Annotated in this window: 16 protein-coding genes; 6 read left to right on the forward strand and 10 right to left on the reverse strand. The window is 68.2% G+C overall.

Annotated elements, in window-relative coordinates:
- Positions 1 to 47: 47 nt before the first annotated feature.
- Both QM841_RS29745 and QM841_RS29750 read right to left on the reverse strand, forming a co-directional pair.
- On the reverse strand, positions 48 to 755 hold the full coding sequence (locus QM841_RS29745; RefSeq protein WP_105419360.1) for a GntR family transcriptional regulator: 708 nt from the start codon (positions 753 to 755) through the stop codon (positions 48 to 50).
- A 43-nt stretch (positions 756 to 798) separates the two neighbouring features.
- Positions 799 to 933 (reverse strand): hypothetical protein, encoded by a 135-nt coding sequence (locus tag QM841_RS29750; protein WP_283334775.1) that lies wholly within the window; start codon positions 931 to 933, stop codon positions 799 to 801.
- Between the two features lie 147 nt (positions 934 to 1,080).
- On the opposite strand from QM841_RS29750, the gene QM841_RS29755 reads away from it, so the two are divergent.
- Genes QM841_RS29755 through QM841_RS29770 form a run of 4 tightly spaced genes read left to right on the forward strand, consistent with a single transcriptional unit; the run spans position 1,081 to position 4,934 of the window.
- On the forward strand, positions 1,081 to 2,100 hold the full coding sequence (locus QM841_RS29755; RefSeq protein WP_283334839.1) for a 2-aminoethylphosphonate ABC transporter substrate-binding protein: 1,020 nt from the start codon (positions 1,081 to 1,083) through the stop codon (positions 2,098 to 2,100).
- A gap of 2 nt (positions 2,101 to 2,102) precedes the next feature.
- Positions 2,103 to 3,272: an ABC transporter ATP-binding protein gene (locus QM841_RS29760; RefSeq protein ID WP_283334776.1), complete on the forward strand. Its 1,170-nt coding sequence runs from the start codon at positions 2,103 to 2,105 to the stop codon at positions 3,270 to 3,272.
- A complete protein-coding gene (locus QM841_RS29765; RefSeq protein ID WP_283334777.1) occupies positions 3,269 to 4,174 on the forward strand; it encodes a 2-aminoethylphosphonate ABC transporter permease subunit in 906 nt (301 codons plus the stop codon). Before QM841_RS29760 ends, QM841_RS29765 begins: the two co-directional genes overlap by 4 nt.
- Positions 4,149 to 4,934, forward strand: coding sequence for an ABC transporter permease (locus QM841_RS29770; RefSeq protein ID WP_283334778.1), 786 nt, complete (start codon positions 4,149 to 4,151; stop codon positions 4,932 to 4,934). The genes QM841_RS29765 and QM841_RS29770 overlap by 26 nt, the downstream gene beginning before the upstream one ends.
- Positions 4,935 to 4,996: 62 nt before the next feature.
- On the opposite strand, the gene QM841_RS29775 is transcribed toward QM841_RS29770, so the two are convergent.
- On the reverse strand, positions 4,997 to 6,619 hold the full coding sequence (locus QM841_RS29775) for an AMP-binding protein (protein ID WP_283334779.1): 1,623 nt from the start codon (positions 6,617 to 6,619) through the stop codon (positions 4,997 to 4,999).
- Between the two features lie 109 nt (positions 6,620 to 6,728).
- On the opposite strand from QM841_RS29775, the gene QM841_RS29780 reads away from it, so the two are divergent.
- The gene (locus QM841_RS29780) at positions 6,729 to 7,604 is read left to right on the forward strand and encodes a helix-turn-helix transcriptional regulator (RefSeq protein ID WP_283334780.1); all 876 of its coding nucleotides are present in this window, start codon (positions 6,729 to 6,731) and stop codon (positions 7,602 to 7,604) included.
- A 54-nt stretch (positions 7,605 to 7,658) separates the two neighbouring features.
- Positions 7,659 to 9,080 (forward strand): APC family permease, encoded by a 1,422-nt coding sequence (locus tag QM841_RS29785; protein ID WP_280781767.1) that lies wholly within the window; start codon positions 7,659 to 7,661, stop codon positions 9,078 to 9,080.
- A gap of 16 nt (positions 9,081 to 9,096) precedes the next feature.
- Here the strand turns inward: QM841_RS29785 and QM841_RS29790 are convergent, their stop codons facing one another.
- The 7 genes from QM841_RS29790 to QM841_RS29820 form a co-directional block, all read right to left on the reverse strand.
- On the reverse strand, positions 9,097 to 9,525 hold the full coding sequence (locus QM841_RS29790; RefSeq protein ID WP_283334781.1) for an AraC family transcriptional regulator: 429 nt from the start codon (positions 9,523 to 9,525) through the stop codon (positions 9,097 to 9,099).
- Entirely contained in the window at positions 9,522 to 10,019 is a 498-nt protein-coding gene (locus QM841_RS29795) for a GyrI-like domain-containing protein (protein WP_283334782.1), read from the reverse strand. Before QM841_RS29795 ends, QM841_RS29790 begins: the two co-directional genes overlap by 4 nt.
- A gap of 1 nt (position 10,020) precedes the next feature.
- Positions 10,021 to 10,326 (reverse strand): hypothetical protein, encoded by a 306-nt coding sequence (locus tag QM841_RS29800; protein WP_105419381.1) that lies wholly within the window; start codon positions 10,324 to 10,326, stop codon positions 10,021 to 10,023.
- Between the two features lie 157 nt (positions 10,327 to 10,483).
- Positions 10,484 to 12,298 (reverse strand): penicillin-binding transpeptidase domain-containing protein, encoded by a 1,815-nt coding sequence (locus QM841_RS29805; protein WP_283334840.1) that lies wholly within the window; start codon positions 12,296 to 12,298, stop codon positions 10,484 to 10,486.
- Between the two features lie 53 nt (positions 12,299 to 12,351).
- A complete protein-coding gene (locus QM841_RS29810) occupies positions 12,352 to 13,188 on the reverse strand; it encodes a GNAT family N-acetyltransferase (protein ID WP_009479750.1) in 837 nt (278 codons plus the stop codon).
- 94 nt (positions 13,189 to 13,282) lie between these two features.
- Entirely contained in the window at positions 13,283 to 14,440 is a 1,158-nt protein-coding gene (ispG, locus tag QM841_RS29815) for a flavodoxin-dependent (E)-4-hydroxy-3-methylbut-2-enyl-diphosphate synthase (protein WP_283334783.1), read from the reverse strand.
- A 41-nt stretch (positions 14,441 to 14,481) separates the two neighbouring features.
- Positions 14,482 to 15,702: a M50 family metallopeptidase gene (locus tag QM841_RS29820; protein WP_105419387.1), complete on the reverse strand. Its 1,221-nt coding sequence runs from the start codon at positions 15,700 to 15,702 to the stop codon at positions 14,482 to 14,484.
- Positions 15,703 to 15,704 lie beyond the last annotated feature (2 nt).

Below are 15,704 nucleotides of genomic sequence, written 5' to 3' on the forward strand. Positions count from 1 at the left end.
CCCCGTGCACGACCCGGACGCCCCCGGACCCGTCGTGCGCGTCGACATCACTCCCGCAGTGTGGTGAGAAAGGCGATCCGGTCGCCGCGGTAGAGGGAACGCACCCGTTCGATCGGGACGCCGTCGGTGTCGAGCGAGACACGATGGAGCCGCAGCATCGGCATCGCGGTGGTCGAGTCGAGCAGCGCGGCCTCCCGCGGGGAGGCCAGCACCGTCTCGATCCGCTCGGTCGCCGACGCGAACACCACGCCGGTCTCGCGGATCGCCGCGTACAGCGAGGTGCCCGGGTCGAACCTGCGCGCCATCTCCCCGAACCGTTCGGCGGGCAGATGGGTGCTTTCGAGCCCGATCTTCTCGTCGTCCGCGAGCAGGACGCGTTCGAGGTGGATCACCGGCGCCCCGAACGCGAGACCGAGCGCCTCGGCGAGGTCCGCGTCGGCACCGAGCTCCTCGAACGTCACCAGTTCGCGCCCGGGCACCCGGCCCTGACTGAGCGCACCCTCGGTGTAGGACCGCAACGACAGCGGCTGCACGAGCTTCGGGCTGGCGACGACGGTGCCGCGGCCGCGACGTTCGACGCGACCCTCGACCAGCAGTTCGTGGATGGCCTGCCGCACCGTCTCGCGGGACACCGTGAACCGCAGGGCCAGTTCCCGCTCCGCAGGGACCGCGTCCCCCACCTCGAGTTCGGCGAGGATCGACTCGAGTTCGGTGCGGACCCGGTAGTACTTGGGGACGTTCCGCGTTTCCGTCATGGTGCGGGTATCACCGTGTCTCGTACTCTGCGCGCGACCGCGATCACGTCGTCGACCCTCTGAATTGCGGTGTGAGCCAGTCGCACCCCTCGCCGTCGCAGACGCAGCACAGCGACCGCAGCGCCACCGCAGTGTCGATCAACGCGGACTCCCCGGACGCGCCGCTGTCGTCGTTCATGCGGCCGAGCGTACCCGAAAAATGGTCTATACCAATTGTTCACCTGCCGTTCTTCTCGCAGTGGCCCACTGGTCTAGACCAAACGGCAAGCTCCGTTTCGAAATCCCCCTCATCGTTAGGAACCCGTCATGCGTCTTCGCCCCCCGGATCGCCGCCGCCGCCCTGGCCGCGACCGTCCTCACCCTCGGAACCGCCTGCGGCGGAACCGGCACCGCCGCCGGTTCGGGCACCGACACCGTCACCGTCTACAGCGCCGACGGGCTCTCCGGTTGGTACAAATCGCGTTTCGACGCCTTCACCGCACAGACCGGGATCGCGGTGAACCTCGTCGAGGCCGGATCCGGCGAAGTCGTCTCTCGCCTCGAGAAGGAACAGTCGAACCCGCAGGCCGACGTCGTCGTCACGCTGCCGCCGTTCATCCAGAAGGCCGACTCCCAGGGACTGCTCGTTCCGAGCGGTGTCGACGCCTCCGCGGTTCCCGCGGCGGAGAAGGACGCGGCCGGTCACTTCGTTCCCGTCGTCGAGAACTACCTGTCCTTCATCGCCAACCCGGCGGCCTCGCCTGCTCCCCGGACCTGGGACGACCTGCTGTCCGACCAGTTCAAGGGCAAGATCCAGTACTCGACCCCCGGCCAGGCCGGCGACGGCACCGCGGTGCTGCTGCTCCTGCAGCACCTGAGGGGCAAGGACGGCGCACTCGACTATCTCACCAAGCTGCAGGTCAACAACGTGGGACCGTCGTCCTCGACCGGCAAGCTGCAGCCGAAGGTCAGCAACGGCGAACTGCTCGTCGCCAACGGTGACGTCCAGATGAACCTCACGTCCATCGCCGAGGACGGTTCGACATTCGACCTCTTCTTCCCCGCCGCCGCCGACGGCACCCGCACCACCGTCGCCCTGCCGTACGTGATGGGTCTGACGAAGGGCGCGCCCCGCAGCGAGCAGGGCAGGCAATTGATGGAGTTCCTGCTGTCCGAGGAGTCGCAGAAGACGGTCGCCGACGACGCGCTCGGCATGTCGGTCCGCGAAGACGTGCGCGCCACCGCGGGCGAGAGCGCCCCGGCGCGAGCACTGCAGGGGGTGCAGGTGTGGTCGCCGAACTGGAACGACGTACTCACCGAACTCGATTCGGACATCGCGGCGTACCAGAAGGCCACCGGGAGCTGATCGTGTCGGGAACTCCAGCCAGGCGGGCACAGCCGTCGCACACCACTGCGGTCCGCGGAGTCACCGACTTCTCCGCGCCGGCCATCACGTTCGACCGCGTCACCGTCGGCTACGGCCGCGGCAAGGGCGTGACTCACGCCCTGATCGACTTCAACCTGCGCGTCGGCCGCGGTGAGACGGTGGCCCTGCTCGGCCCGAGCGGCTCCGGAAAGTCGACCGCACTGAAGGCACTCGCGGGATTCGTCCGCCCCACTTCGGGTTCCGTGCGGCTCGGATCCCGCGACGTCACCGACCTACCACCCGCGAAACGGGGAATCGGCGTCGTCGTGCAGTCCTACGCGCTGTTTCCGCACATGCGGGTGGCCGACAACGTCGCGTTCGGCCTCCGCTCCCAACGGGTGCCGCGCGCGCAGATCGGCGCGCGGGTGGCCGAGGCACTCGACATGGTCGGCATGTCCGCCTACGGCAAGCGCCTGCCCCGCGAACTGTCGGGCGGACAGCAGCAGCGGATCGCGATCGCGCGGGCCCTCGCGATCCGGCCCTCGGTTCTGCTGCTCGACGAACCGCTCGCCGCGCTGGACGCCCGACTGCGCGAGAGCATGCTCGGTGAGCTCTCGCGACTGCGTGCGGCCCTGCCCGACACTGCGATGCTCTACGTCACGCACGATCAGAGCGAGGCGCTGGCGCTGGCCGACCGGATCGCCGTCATGCGTAACTCCCGGCTCGCCGACATCGACACCGTCGAGAATCTCTGGAAGTGGCCGCCGAGCAGTTTCACCGCGGAATTCCTCGGCGGCGCCAACCTGCTGCCGTGCACCGTCACCCGGGTGATCGGGACGTCGGCGCTCGTGTCGATCGGCGGCGTTCCCGTCACTGCAACCGCGCCGCAACCCGACATCGGGCACGTGGAGTGGGAGTCGGACCTGCCCGCGTTCCTGTGTGTCCGCCCGCACGCGGTGACGCTGACGGCGCCCGGCGCGCGGGGTTCGTTCTCGGCGCGGATCGTCTCGACGGTGTGGCGGGGATCGACCACGCGGATCACGCTCGCCGTCGACGATTTCGAGGGAGTGCAGGTGGACGCGGACGTGTCCGGTCACGACCAGCGTGGTCCGGGCACCGTCGTCGGCGTGCAGTTCCCGTCCGACGGCAGCGTCCTGGTACCGGCGACATGACCGCGACCCTCGAGCGTCCGCCCGCCGCGACGGCACCGCTCTCCCGCGAGCCGTTCCGGTGGCGAGGCATCGCGTGGACGCTCCCACCCCTGCTGCTCGTACTCGGATTCGCCGTCTACCCGATGGCGCGGGTGCTCACCGAATCCCTCGACTCCGAGACCGGTTCGGGTCTGGACAACTGGTCCAGGGTGCTCGGCTCGGAACTGTTCCGCACAGCCCTGTGGCGGACGGTGCAGATCGCCGCCCTCTCCACCCTCGGCTGCGTGATCGTCGGCACGTTCCTCGCGCTCGTCCTGGCGTTCGTCCCGTTCACGGGATCGAAGGTCGTGGGACGGCTGATCGACGCGGTGCTGTCGCTGCCGTCGTTCCTGATCACGCTGGCGTTCACGTTCCTCTACGGCACCGCCGGGGCAGTGAACGCGCTGATCGCGCGGATCACCGGCGACGCCGACGGACCGCTGAACTTCCTCGGCACCCCACTCGGGGTGATCGCCGCGGAGGTCACGTTCTTCACGCCGTTCGTCGTCCGTCCCCTGCTCGCCGCGTTCACCCAGATCCCCCGCGAACAACTCGACGTCGCCGCCAGTCTCGGGGCGTCGCCGCTGCGGGTGCTCCGGACCGTGGTGATGCCCGAGGCGTGGCCCGCACTGCTGGCGGGTGGATCGCTGGTGCTACTGCTCACCCTCAACGAGTTCGGCATCGTCCTGTTCACGGGCGCCAAGGACGTGGTGACGCTGCCCGTCCTGATCTACACGCGCGGCATCGTCACGTTCGACCTGCCGGGCGCGGCCGTGATCGCCACCGTCCAGGTGGTGCTGTCGCTGACCCTGTACTGCACATACCGATTCGTGTTCGCCACGCTGACGGGAGGCAGCCGTGCTGCTGTGGACGAGAAGGTCTAGAGCCCTGATCCTGGGTGTGTTCGCGGTCGTCGTGACCGTCGTGTTCGTGGCACCCATCGCCACCGTGATCGCGGCCGCGCTGGCCGGGTCCTGGACGGGCCCACTGCCGTCGGACCTCGGCGGCCGGAACTTTGCGACGGCACTGTCCGACGAGAACCTCGCCAGTCTCACCGTCAGCCTGCAGACGGCGTTCGTCGCAGGCGCACTGGCACTGGTGGTCGGGACGTGGGCGGCACTGGCAGCGCGTGAGGCGCCGACGTGGTTGCGCCGCATCACCGACGCCGTCTTCCACCTGCCGATCGCGATCCCGTCCGTGGCGATCGGACTGGGTCTGCTGATCGCGTTCAACTCACGGCCGCTCCTGCTCGGCGGAACGAAGTGGATCGTCATCCTGGCGCACACGATCCTCGTGCTGGCGTTCACGTTCAGCACCGTCTCGGCGGCTCTGGACCGCCTCGATCCCGCCTACCGGCAGGCCGCCGAATCCCTCGGCGCCGGTCCCACCCGGGTCCTGCTGCGGATCACGCTGCCGCTCCTGCTGCCTGCGCTCGGCGCCGCCGCGGGCCTGTCGATCGCGCTGTCGATGGGCGAACTGGGCGCCACCGTGATGGTGTATCCGGCGACCTGGAAGACGTTGCCGGTGAGCATCTTCGGGCTCACCGATCGCGGTCAGGTCTTCCTCGCCGCGGCCGACACCACGCTGCTGCTCGCGGTCACCCTCCTCGCGTTGCTGGTCGTCGGCCGCATCCGCGGGCGCTGACGCACCCGTGCGCCTTTCTGGTAGCTGGAGCTACCAGAAAGGCGCACGGGCGGCGGAGCCGCCTACTTCTGGCGGAGCAGGTACCGCTGCACCTTGCCGCTGGGGGTCTTGGGCAGGTTGGGGACGAAGTGCACGGTGCGCGGGTAGGCGTGCGCCGCGAACTTCTTCTTCACCAGCGTCTGCAGTTCGACCTCCAGTTCGTCGGTCCCGTCGACGCCTTCGCGCAGGACCACGAACGCCTCGAGCACCTCACCGCGCAACTCGTCGGGCATCCCGACGACCGCAGCCTCGACGACCTCGTCGTGCATCACGAGCACACTCTCGACGTCGAAGGGCCCGATCCGGTAGCCGGCCATGATGATCACGTCGTCGTCGCGGGCGGAGAAGAAGAAGAAGCCGTCCTCGTCGGTCTGCCCGGCGTCGCCGGTGAGATACCAGCGACCGTCGGCGGTGAACCGCTGCGCGGTCTTCTCCGGGGCGTCGACGTAGCCGGTGAACCACATCAGTGGGCTGCCCAGTGTGTCGATCGCGACCCGACCCGGGGTGCGCGGCGGCGCGATCGCGTCGGAGTCGTCCTCGAGGACGGCGCACGCCCACCCCGGCAGCGGTTTGCCCATGGACCCGTCGCGCACCTCGTCCCGCAGTCCGTCGGCCCAGGAGTTGGCGATGAACATGCCGTGCTCGGTCTGGCCGTAGTGGTCGCGCACGAACACGTTCAGGTTGGCCTCGGCCCACGAGATCACGTCGGGGGTGAGCGGTTCACCCGCCGACGACGCGCGCCGCAGTGTCACCGTCTCGGGGATCGGCGTGGGGTCGGCCCGCAGGCTGCGGTAGACCGTGGGCGCGGCGGCGAAGTTGGTGACGCCGAAGCGCTCCATCACCTGCCAGGTGAGGGGCGCGGAGAACCCGGCGTGCAGCAGGATGCTGCGGATGCCCGCGGCGAGGGGCCCGAGCAGGGCGTAGTACAGGCCGTACGCCCAGCCGGGGTCGGCGGCGTTCCAGAACACGTCGTCCTTGCGGACGTCGAGGCCGAACTCCTGGTAGGCGTGGAACGACGCGAGGGCCCGCAGCCGCACCGGCACCCCCTTCGGTGTGCCGGTCGTGCCGCTGGTGAACAACTGGACGAGGGGGCCGTCGCCGCCGACCGTGACGGCCGCACCCTTCGCATCCGCGGGGTCGTGCGACTCCACGAGCGTCGCGAAGTCGAGCGCATCGGTGCCGGCCCCGCCCACGACGACGACCTGCCAGGACGCGTCCGCGGGGATGTCCTCCCCTGGAGTCAGCTTGTCGAGCTGGTTGGCGTCGGAGACCACGACCTTCGCCCCGCTCGCGCCCAGCCGGAACGCGATCGCGGGCGGCGCGAACGCGGTGAACAGGGGAACGTGGACGGCACCCCGGCGCCAGATGCCGAGCAGCGCGACGACCAGTTCGGCCGACTTGCCCATCAGCGTCGCGACGTGGTCGCCCGGCTCGACGCCGAGGTCGGCGAGTGCGGCGGCGAATCGCGTGGACTGCTCGCGCAGGTAGCCGTAGGTGAGGTCCGTCGACGACAGATCCGATTCGACGACGGTGAATGCCACGTCGTCGGCGGGGTGTCGATCACACAGCAGTTCCGCGGCGGACGCCGTCGGCGTGTCGTACTGGTCCAGCAGCTCACGCACGCGTGCGGTGGGATCGGTGGTCATGCGGTACTCCTTGTGCTCTCATGGCCTGTGACAGATGATCGGGCCGTCGCCCGAACTCACTACGGTTATGATCTAGCTCACAGACCGCTGTGACTACCCCCGGAAAGGGGTGACCGACTTGGTTGCTCGTGCACCGTCGCTGCTGCGCCCTCGGGACGGGGACGCACTTCGGGGTGAGCTGCGCTCCATCGCAGCTCACGGTGTCGCGCCGGTCCTGTTCGGCGGCGAGGTCCAGGACGGCACACTGCACCTCAGCGAGTTCGTCGGCACCCGCACCAACAACCTCAAGGGCCTCGCAATCCCCTCGCGTTCCGGTCTCGGTGGCCGCGTCGTCGCCCAGCGCACACCGGTGGCGGTCAACGACTACGGCCGCTCCTCGACCATTACCCACCACTACGACCGGCCCGTCCTCAGTGAGGGACTCCGGTCCATCCTCGCGGTGCCGGTCATGGTGCGGGGCAGTTCGCGCGCGGTGCTCTACGCCGCCATCCGCGACTGCGCACCGATCGGCGACCGCACCGCCGACATCGTCGTCGCGGCGTCCCGGCGCCTCGGCACCGAGATCGCCATCCGGGACGAGGTCGATCGCCGCCTCGAGATGATGAAGACGCTCGACGTCAGCGGCGCCGGCGGCGCCACCACCGAGGAACTCCGCAACATCCACGCGGAGCTGCGGAGTGTCGCACAGACCGTCGCCGACACGTCGTTGCAGACCCGTCTCCGCGGGCTGTCGCAGCGACTGGCGGGCATTCTGCGGCCGGACGCCGACAGCGCCGACGAGGACCCCGGCGTCCGCCTCACCCCACGCGAGATCGACGTCCTGTCTCACGTGGCCCTGGGATGCACCAACAGTGAAGCAGCACAGCGCCTCTCGGTGGGCCCCGAGACGGTGAAGAGTTACCTGCGCAGTGCCATGAGCAAGCTCGACGCACGGTCGCGGCACGAGGCGGTGGTCACCGCGCGCAGGCTCGGGCTGCTCCCCTAGCGAACACAGTCTTCTCGAACGAGGGACGCAGGCGGTAGCGAAAGGCGGTGGATCATGGGATCGACAGCGGACGCCACGAGTTCGAACGCACCGGATTCGAATTCGCCCGAACAGCCGAGCCTCAAGCGGGTGATGGGCCCGGGGCTGCTCCTGCTGTTCATCGTCGGAGACATCCTCGGCACCGGCATCTACGCGCTCACCGGAAAGGTGGCCAATCAGGTCGGGGGTGCGGTGTGGCTGCCGTTCCTGGTGGCATTCGTCGTCGCGATCATCACCGCATTCAGTTATCTGGAGCTGGTCACCAAGTTCCCGAAGGCCGCGGGCGCCGCCCTGTACACGCACAAGGCGTTCGGGGTGCACTTCCTCACGTACATGGTCGCGTTCGCGGTGATGTGCTCGGGAATCACGTCCGCGTCGACGGCGTCGCGGGCGTTCGCTGCCAATTTCGTCGAGGCGTTCGACCTCGACTTCTCCACCGGGATCGGCATCACTCTGCTCGGTCTCGGCTTCATGACGCTGGTGGGTCTCGTCAACTTCCGCGGAGTCAGCGAGAGCGTCAAGACCAACGTCGTCCTCACCTGCGTCGAGCTGTCCGGTCTCCTGATCATCATCATGATCGGGCTGTGGGCCCTCGGCGTCGGAGACGGCGACTTCTCCCGGGTGGCCACGTTCGACACCGGCGACCGATCCGCACTCGGCGCGGTCGTCGCGGGCACCGCCCTCGCCTTCTTCGCGATGGTCGGGTTCGAGGACTCGGTCAACATGGCCGAGGAATGCAAGGAACCGAGCCGCATCTTCCCCAAGGTCCTGCTGACCGGCCTGATCATCACCGGCTGCATCTACGTGTTCGTGTCGATCACCGCGATCGCCCTCGTACCCGTGAGCGAACTCGGCGAGGGTGACACCCCGCTGCTGAAGGTCGTTCAGGCCGGGGCGCCCGGGTTCCCGATCGGGATCTTCGCATTCATCACCATGTTCGCCGTCGCCAACACGGCGCTGATCAACATGCTGATGGCGAGCCGGCTGCTGTACGGCATGAGCCGCGAGGGCGTCCTGCCTCCCCCGCTCGGCAAGGTTCACGCCACGCGGCGCACGCCGTACGTTGCCATCGTCTTCACCACGATCCTCGCCTTCGGCCTCATCACGTTCGTCGGTGAGGTCCCCGAACTCGGCGGCACCACCGCGCTGCTGCTGCTGGGCGTGTTCACCATCGTCAACATCACCGTGCTCGTCTTGCGCAAGCAGCCGGTGGAGCACAAGCATTTCCGGGTGCCGACCATCTTTCCGATCATCGGCGCCCTCACGTGTGGCTTCCTGGTCACTCCTTTCGCCGACCGTCCCGCGGTGCAGTACCAGATCGCGGGCGTTCTCCTCGGAATCGGTGTCGTGCTGTGGGCCGGGACCGTCCTCGTGAACAAGAGGCTCGGCAAGAGCGGGCCCCAGATCGACCCCGAGAAACTCGCCGAGCACGAGTGACCTGCCCGGTCGCCGCTCAGTACAACGAGAGGAACAGTTCGACGGACCCGTCCGGATGATGCACCTCGAGGTCCTCCGCGAAGGCGCGTTCGATCCGGCCGCGCGCCGCCGCGTAGTCGGCGACGCTCCACGTCTCGGCGAGCGCCTCCGGTTCCGATTCGTCCTCGCAACAGAATCGGGCGAAATAGCCGGAACGCACGCCGACCAGGACGTCGCCGGGTTCCATCTTGTCGGTCGAATCGCACGGGTATCCGACGACGACCGTGAACGTGCGCGGCGGCGGGGACGCCGCGTAGACGACGAAGATCTCGGAGATCCCCCGATCCCTGATCCGCTCCACCGTGTAGTCGACGAGTTCCCGGCCCGGCCCGGGACGTCCGGGTTTGCCTTCGGGAATGGTCAGGCCCACAAACGATTCGGCCTGCCTCTTGACGATCTCGATCATCGCTCCTCACCCATCACACTCGACCCCACCGCACTCGACGGCGCCCCGGACTCGTCCACGTGGATCGGAATGTACAGATCCACGGCGTAGGCGTGGGGGTACGCTTCGAGGTCCCCGGTGTACGTCCGCTCGATGTCGCCGTTCGTCTCCGCCTCGCTGACCTGCGCCCACAGCCGCAGCATCACGTCGGGAAACATTCCCCGCGAAGAGAATTTGGCGTACGTGCCGGGCGGTATCCGCGAAATGACGTGACCCCGAGTGGCGTCGTCCACCGTCGCGCATTCGTACCCGACGATCTGGGTGTAATACGACTCGACGTCGGGAGCGAAGTCGATGTAGGTGGACGCGAGCGGTCCCCCGACCTCGTGGTGGAGCACGCGCGTCCATGCACGGTCCAGGCGGGGGTCGCTCAGTTTCCCCAACGCCCGCTGGGGGCTTCGCACGGGCAGACCGGCCACCAGGGTCTCGCCGCGTTCGATGATCTCGAACCCCATGTCAGATCGCATCCTCGAGAACGTGTGCGTCGCGAACGCCGACGCAGGGCACCCCTCGAGCCCGCGCCAGCTGCATCGCCATCGCATCGGATGGCGAACAGAGTCCGTCCAGGACGTCCTCGGTCGCGATCGCGCAGACGACGTCACCCTCACATTCGCTGATCGATTCCATTCCACGGTCGGAAGCCCACTGCCGCAACGCAACCCACCGCGTAAGCTCCGTACCGGCGCCCGGGCGCCCGACGAACAACACCCTCCGGGTGCCGTTCGCTGTCTCCACGCGGTTCACTTCTGCACTGATGGTCATGGTCCGACTTCCTGTCCACGTTGGCTTTTCGATCCCGGCTGTGCGGGTTCTTCCGTCTGCAACCAACTATGGACCGCCTCGGCGGCGGCGTCTGTCCACCGATCAGTCCCTGAACAGGATGAATTCCGCGTCCCCCGATCGGTGGACAGCGTCGGTGTCAGTACCCCTCGGGCAGCGCGGCGAACATGTCGCGGGTGACGGCGACGGCGTTGTCGGAACTGCCGCCGCGCACCACCAGCGTCGCGAACGCGAGGTCGCCGCGGTAGCCGACGAACCAGGCGTGGGAACCGCCCTCGACCTCCGCCTCACCCGTCTTGCCGTACACCTCGCCCTGGTCTTCGATCCGCTCCGCGGTACCGCTCGTCACCACGAGACGCATCATCCCGCGCAGCCCGTCGACCATCTCCGGGCTGATCTGAGGATGCTCGCCGTCGATCGTGGTTTCCCGTCCGGCGATCAACCGCGGCACGGGCGTCGAACCGTGCGCGATGGTCGCGGCGGCCAACGCCATCCCGAACGGACTCACCACCACCTTGCCCTGACCGAATCCGTCCTCGGTTCGCTGCACCAGATCCTCGGCCGGCGGCACCGAACCCGAGTCGGTCGGCAAGCCCACCACTTCGTAGTCGGGGCCGATTCCGTACTGCGACGCAGCGACCGTCAGTGCGTCGGGACGCATCTCGCTGGCGAGTTTCGCGAACGACGTGTTGCAGGAGCGGGCGAACGCCGTGGCCATCGGCACGGTGCCGAGCGCGAATTCGTTGTAGTTCGGGACGCTGCGCTCACCGATCTCGATGCGTCCCGGACAGGGCACCATCGTGTCGGGTGTCGCGATGCCCGACGAGATCGCGGCGCCGGCGGTGATGATCTTGAACGTCGAACCGGGCGGATACAGGCCGGTGAGCGCGACCGGTCCGTCCCTGTCCGCGGCCTTGTTCTGTGCGACGGCCACGACGTCGCCGGTCGACGGCTGGATGACGACCATCATCGTCTGGTCGGTGCGAGCATTGACGGCGTTCTGCGCGGCGATCTGGATGGGACGGTCGAGGCTGATCGAGAACGACGGGGAGGTCTGCGGCGCCGTCTCGGTGAGCACGTCCGTGTCCACGCCGTTCTGGTTGACCGTCACCACACTCCAGCCGGCCTTGCCGTCGACCTCGTCGATCACGGTCTTCTTCACCTGACCGACCAGATCGGGTGCGAAGTTCCGGTCGGTGGCCACGAGATCCGCCTCGTCGGACACGCTCACACCGGGAATGGCGCCGAGCACGCCCGCGACCTGTTCGTAGTCGTCCGACCGCAGCCTGGTGACGAGGTAGTCGCCCTTCACCGCCGTCGCCGATTCGGCGATCGACTGCGCAGTAAGCGTGTTGTCGAACGTGGCGAGCGCCGACGCCAGGGACTGGGCACTGCCGATCACGTTGCCCGACTGCGCCGAATCGAACTTCACGCGGTACACCACGCCGGGCACGAGGACGTCCGACCCGGAATGCTCGTTGACCCGCGCCCGCGGGGCGGCAGTGGACCGCAGCGACATCGTCTGCCGATCACCCAGCCGGGGATGGACGTTGGTGGAACTCCACCGCACGGCCCAGTCGCCGCCGCGCCGCCCCATCTGGAGTTCACCCGAATACGTCCACACCCGGTCCTTCGGCAGATGCCACTCGTACGTGTACCCGACGGTGGCCGTGTCACCGCTGACGTGGACATCCGTCGTCCGGGCGTCGAGAGACTCGGCCTGCAGCGACGTCCACGCGGACTCGAGGGCCTGGCGGGCGACGTCGGGCCGGTCCGACAGATCGGCGGCCTCCTCCGAGTCCTGCTCGGCGAAGGCCGTCAGAAACGCCTGCGCGGCCGGTTCCGGACCGTCCGGTCTCGGCGTGCACGCCGTGAGACCCACCGTCAGCACAGCGGCGCCGCAGAGGGCGATCGACTGGACGACGCGTAAGCGAGAATGTGGCCGCAGGTTCATCGCCGCCCATGGTATGTCGGCGGACACCGCCGACACGGTAGGCGGACTGCGAGTCAGTCCAGGAGAATTGTGGCGAACGTCGCGACCTGGCTGAAGCCGATGCGCGCGTAGGCGCTGCGGGCCACCGTGTTGAAGCTGTTGACGTAGAGGCTGGCGATGCGGCCCTCGGCGATGACGGCCTCCGCAACCGTCGCGGTACCTGCCGCCCCGAACCCGTGCCCGCGATACATCGGATGCACCCAGACGCCTTGGATCTGCCCCACCCGCGAGGACACCGATCCGACCTCGGCCTTGAACACCACCTGACCGTCGTCGAATCTGGCCCACGCCCGGCCGGCGGCGATGAGATTGGCGACGCGGCGCCGGTACCCTCGTCCGCCGTCGTTGGCGCGGGGATCGATGCCGACCTCTTCGATGAACATCGCGACCGCGGCAGGCAGGTACTGCTCGAGTTCGTGCATCCGCACCTGCCGGACCAAGGGATCCGGGCGGCACTGCGGGGTACTCGCCAGCGCCAGCAGCGGCTGGTCGGGCCGGACCTCGCGGGCAGGCCCCCAATCCATCTCGAGCATCTCCCACAGCGGCAACGTCAGTTCGGCCCGGCCGACCAGCGACGAACACATGCGCGGGGTGCGACAGGCCCGGTCGGCGAACGCCCGCATGTCGTCGATGCTGCCGCGCAGCGGCACGAAATTCGCGCCCGAGAAGCACAACGATTCGAGCGGCCCGCCCCGACTCCACAACTCTCCGTGGATCATCCGGGGATCGACGCCGCCCTCTTCTACACGAGCGGCAACCATACAGGCGGCGACAGGATCGGCGTCGAGAACGCGGAGCACGTGTGCCGCGTCCCGACTGCTCAACTGTTTGGCACCGAGGAGCTTGAGCATCTACCCAACCTTGTCAGCTAGTGGACCTGCCCACCAGATTGCCATGAACTCGCCGGAAACGGGAGACGTTTCGTTGCCCGCTGCCTGCGCCGACTCAGCTGACCGTCACGACGGGTGATCCGGACGTCGCATCACCCTCCATCTCCTCGGCGATCCGCATCGCTTCCTCGATGAGGGTTTCGACGATCTGCGCCTCCGGCACGGTCTTGATGACCTTGCCCTTGACGAAGATCTGCCCCTTGCCGTTGCCGGACGCGACACCCAGGTCGGCCTCGCGGGCCTCACCGGGACCGTTGACGACGCACCCCATGACGGCCACGCGCAGCGGGATCTCCATGCCCTCGAGACCGGCGGTGACCTCGTCGGCCAGCGTGTACACGTCGACCTGCGCGCGCCCACACGACGGGCAGGACACGATCTCGAGCTTCCGGGGCCGCAGGTTCAGCGACTGCAGGATCTGCGTGCCGACCTTGATCTCCTCGGCGGGCGGGGCGGACAGCGACACCCGGATGGTGTCGCCGATGCCGTCGGCCAGCAGCGCACCGAACGCCACCGCCGACTTGATCGTGCCCTGGAACGCCGGACCGGCCTCGGTCACCCCGAGATGCAGCGGGTAGTTGCACTGCGCCGCCAGCTGCCGGTAGGCCTCGACCATGATCACCGGGTCGTTGTGCTTCACCGAGATCTTGATGTCACCGAACCCGTGTTCCTCGAACAGTCCCGCCTCCCACAGGGCGGACTCGACGAGCGCCTCCGGCGTGGCCTTGCCGTACTTCTGCATCAGCCGCGGGTCGAGGGAACCGGCGTTGACGCCGATGCGGATCGGGATACCGGCGTCACCCGCGGCCTTCGCGACCTCCTTGACGCGTCCGTCGAACTCCTTGATGTTGCCGGGGTTCACGCGGACGGCCGCGCAGCCCGCCTCGATGGCGGCGAAGATGTACCGGGGCTGGAAGTGGATGTCGGCGATGACCGGGATCTGGCTCTTCTTCGCGATGATCGCGAGGGCGTCGGCGTCCTCCTGCCGCGGGCAGGCGACGCGGACGATGTCGCAGCCGGACGCCGTGAGTTCGGCGATCTGCTGCAGGGTGGCGTTGACGTCGTGGGTCTTGGTGGTGCACATCGACTGCACGGATACCGGGTAGTCGCTGCCGACACCGACAGTCCCGACCTGGAGCTGGCGAGTCTTGCGGCGGGGTGCGAGAACGGCGGCCGGGCCTTCGGGCATACCCAATCCGACAGGGCTGGTCACGTGGGTGCCTTCTTTCGTAGCTTCAAGTCCGAGTTTAGCGATCACTGGAAGAGCTTGATCGGGTTGACGATGTCGGCGGTCAGGGTGAGGAGCATGTATGCGCCGCCTATGACGATCACCACATAGGTGACGGGCAGAAGTTTCATGTAGTCGACGGGTCCCCCGCTGGGCAGTCCGCGCCTGCTGCGGAACCAGTCCCGGACCCGCTCGTACACGGTGACCGCCATGTGCCCGCCGTCGAGTGGCAGCAGCGGCAGGAGGTTGAACATCCCGAGGAAGAAGTTCAGGCTCGCGAGCAGCAGCACGAACGCTTCCCAGATGCCCTGTTCGGCGATCTGGCCGCCGATGACGCTGGCGCCGTACACGGAGATCGGGGTCTCCGGGTCGCGTTCTCCACCCGTCACCGCGTGCCACAGGTCGACGGCCTTGCTCGGCATCTGCACCAGCCGCTCGGCGGTCATGACGAACATGTCGCCGGTGAACTCGAACGAGGCGGGCACCGCCGAGAGGGCCGAGTGCTCGACGACGCTCGGTGTCGCGCCGATACCGATCGCGCCGACGGTCGCCTCGTGAGGTTCGGTCTCCCCCTCCTCCTGGACCCAGCGCTGCACCTGCTGGACCGGGACGACGATCGTCTGCTCTTCGCCGTCCCGCTCGATCGTGAAGTCCACCGGACCGGACAGCGATCGCGTGGCGGCGGCGACGTCGGCGAACGTGGGCGTGTCCTTGCCGTCGACCGCGGTGACGACGTCGCCGGTCCTGATGCCCGCCTGCTCGGCGGGGCCGGGACCGGTGCATTCGGACAGGGCGTAGTCGGGGCCGGGCCCCTGGGTGGGCGCCGCGCACCCGACCGAGCCGACGACCGCGTCGGTGGACCGGTTGAGGTCGGGCAGCCCCCAGCCGACGGCGAGGACGTAGACCAGCACGAGGCCGAGGACGAAGTTCATGCCGATGCCGCCGGACATCACCGCGAGGCGCTTCCAGGTCGGCTTCTTGTACATGGCCCGGTCTTCTTCGTCCGGTTCGAGCTCGTCCAGCGCCGTCATCCCGGCGATGTCGCAGAACCCGCCGAGTGGGAGCGCCTTGAGCCCGTACTCGGTCTCACCGCGTCGGAAGGAGAAGATCTTGGGTCCGAAACCGATGAAGTACCGGCGGACCTTCATGCCGGTGGCCTGCGCCACCCACATGTGCCCCGCTTCGTGAAGTGCGATCGACAGCGCGATCCCGAGGGCGAAGAGAACAACGCCCACTGCGAACACCATGC

The sequence above is a fragment of the Rhodococcus sp. IEGM 1307 genome (genome assembly GCF_030056915.1).
GTDB lineage: Bacteria > Actinomycetota > Actinomycetes > Mycobacteriales > Mycobacteriaceae > Rhodococcus_F > Rhodococcus_F opacus_D.

What these genes read in the sequence shown, in the direction of transcription:
- QM841_RS29745 (WP_105419360.1), bottom strand. Translation starts at nt 755, where the DNA reads ATGACGGAAACGCGGAACGTCCCCAAGTACTACCGGGTCCGCACCGAA.
- QM841_RS29750 (WP_283334775.1), bottom strand. Translation starts at nt 933, where the DNA reads ATGAACGACGACAGCGGCGCGTCCGGGGAGTCCGCGTTGATCGACACT.
- QM841_RS29765 (WP_283334777.1), top strand. Translation starts at nt 3,269, where the DNA reads ATGACCGCGACCCTCGAGCGTCCGCCCGCCGCGACGGCACCGCTCTCC.
- QM841_RS29775 (WP_283334779.1), bottom strand. Translation starts at nt 6,619, where the DNA reads ATGACCACCGATCCCACCGCACGCGTGCGTGAGCTGCTGGACCAGTAC.
- QM841_RS29785 (WP_280781767.1), top strand. Translation starts at nt 7,659, where the DNA reads ATGGGATCGACAGCGGACGCCACGAGTTCGAACGCACCGGATTCGAAT.
- QM841_RS29790 (WP_283334781.1), bottom strand. Translation starts at nt 9,525, where the DNA reads ATGATCGAGATCGTCAAGAGGCAGGCCGAATCGTTTGTGGGCCTGACC.
- QM841_RS29795 (WP_283334782.1), bottom strand. Translation starts at nt 10,019, where the DNA reads ATGGGGTTCGAGATCATCGAACGCGGCGAGACCCTGGTGGCCGGTCTG.
- QM841_RS29800 (WP_105419381.1), bottom strand. Translation starts at nt 10,326, where the DNA reads ATGACCATCAGTGCAGAAGTGAACCGCGTGGAGACAGCGAACGGCACC.
- QM841_RS29805 (WP_283334840.1), bottom strand. Translation starts at nt 12,298, where the DNA reads ATGAACCTGCGGCCACATTCTCGCTTACGCGTCGTCCAGTCGATCGCC.
- QM841_RS29810 (WP_009479750.1), bottom strand. Translation starts at nt 13,188, where the DNA reads ATGCTCAAGCTCCTCGGTGCCAAACAGTTGAGCAGTCGGGACGCGGCA.
- QM841_RS29820 (WP_105419387.1), bottom strand. Translation starts at nt 15,702, where the DNA reads ATGGTGTTCGCAGTGGGCGTTGTTCTCTTCGCCCTCGGGATCGCGCTG.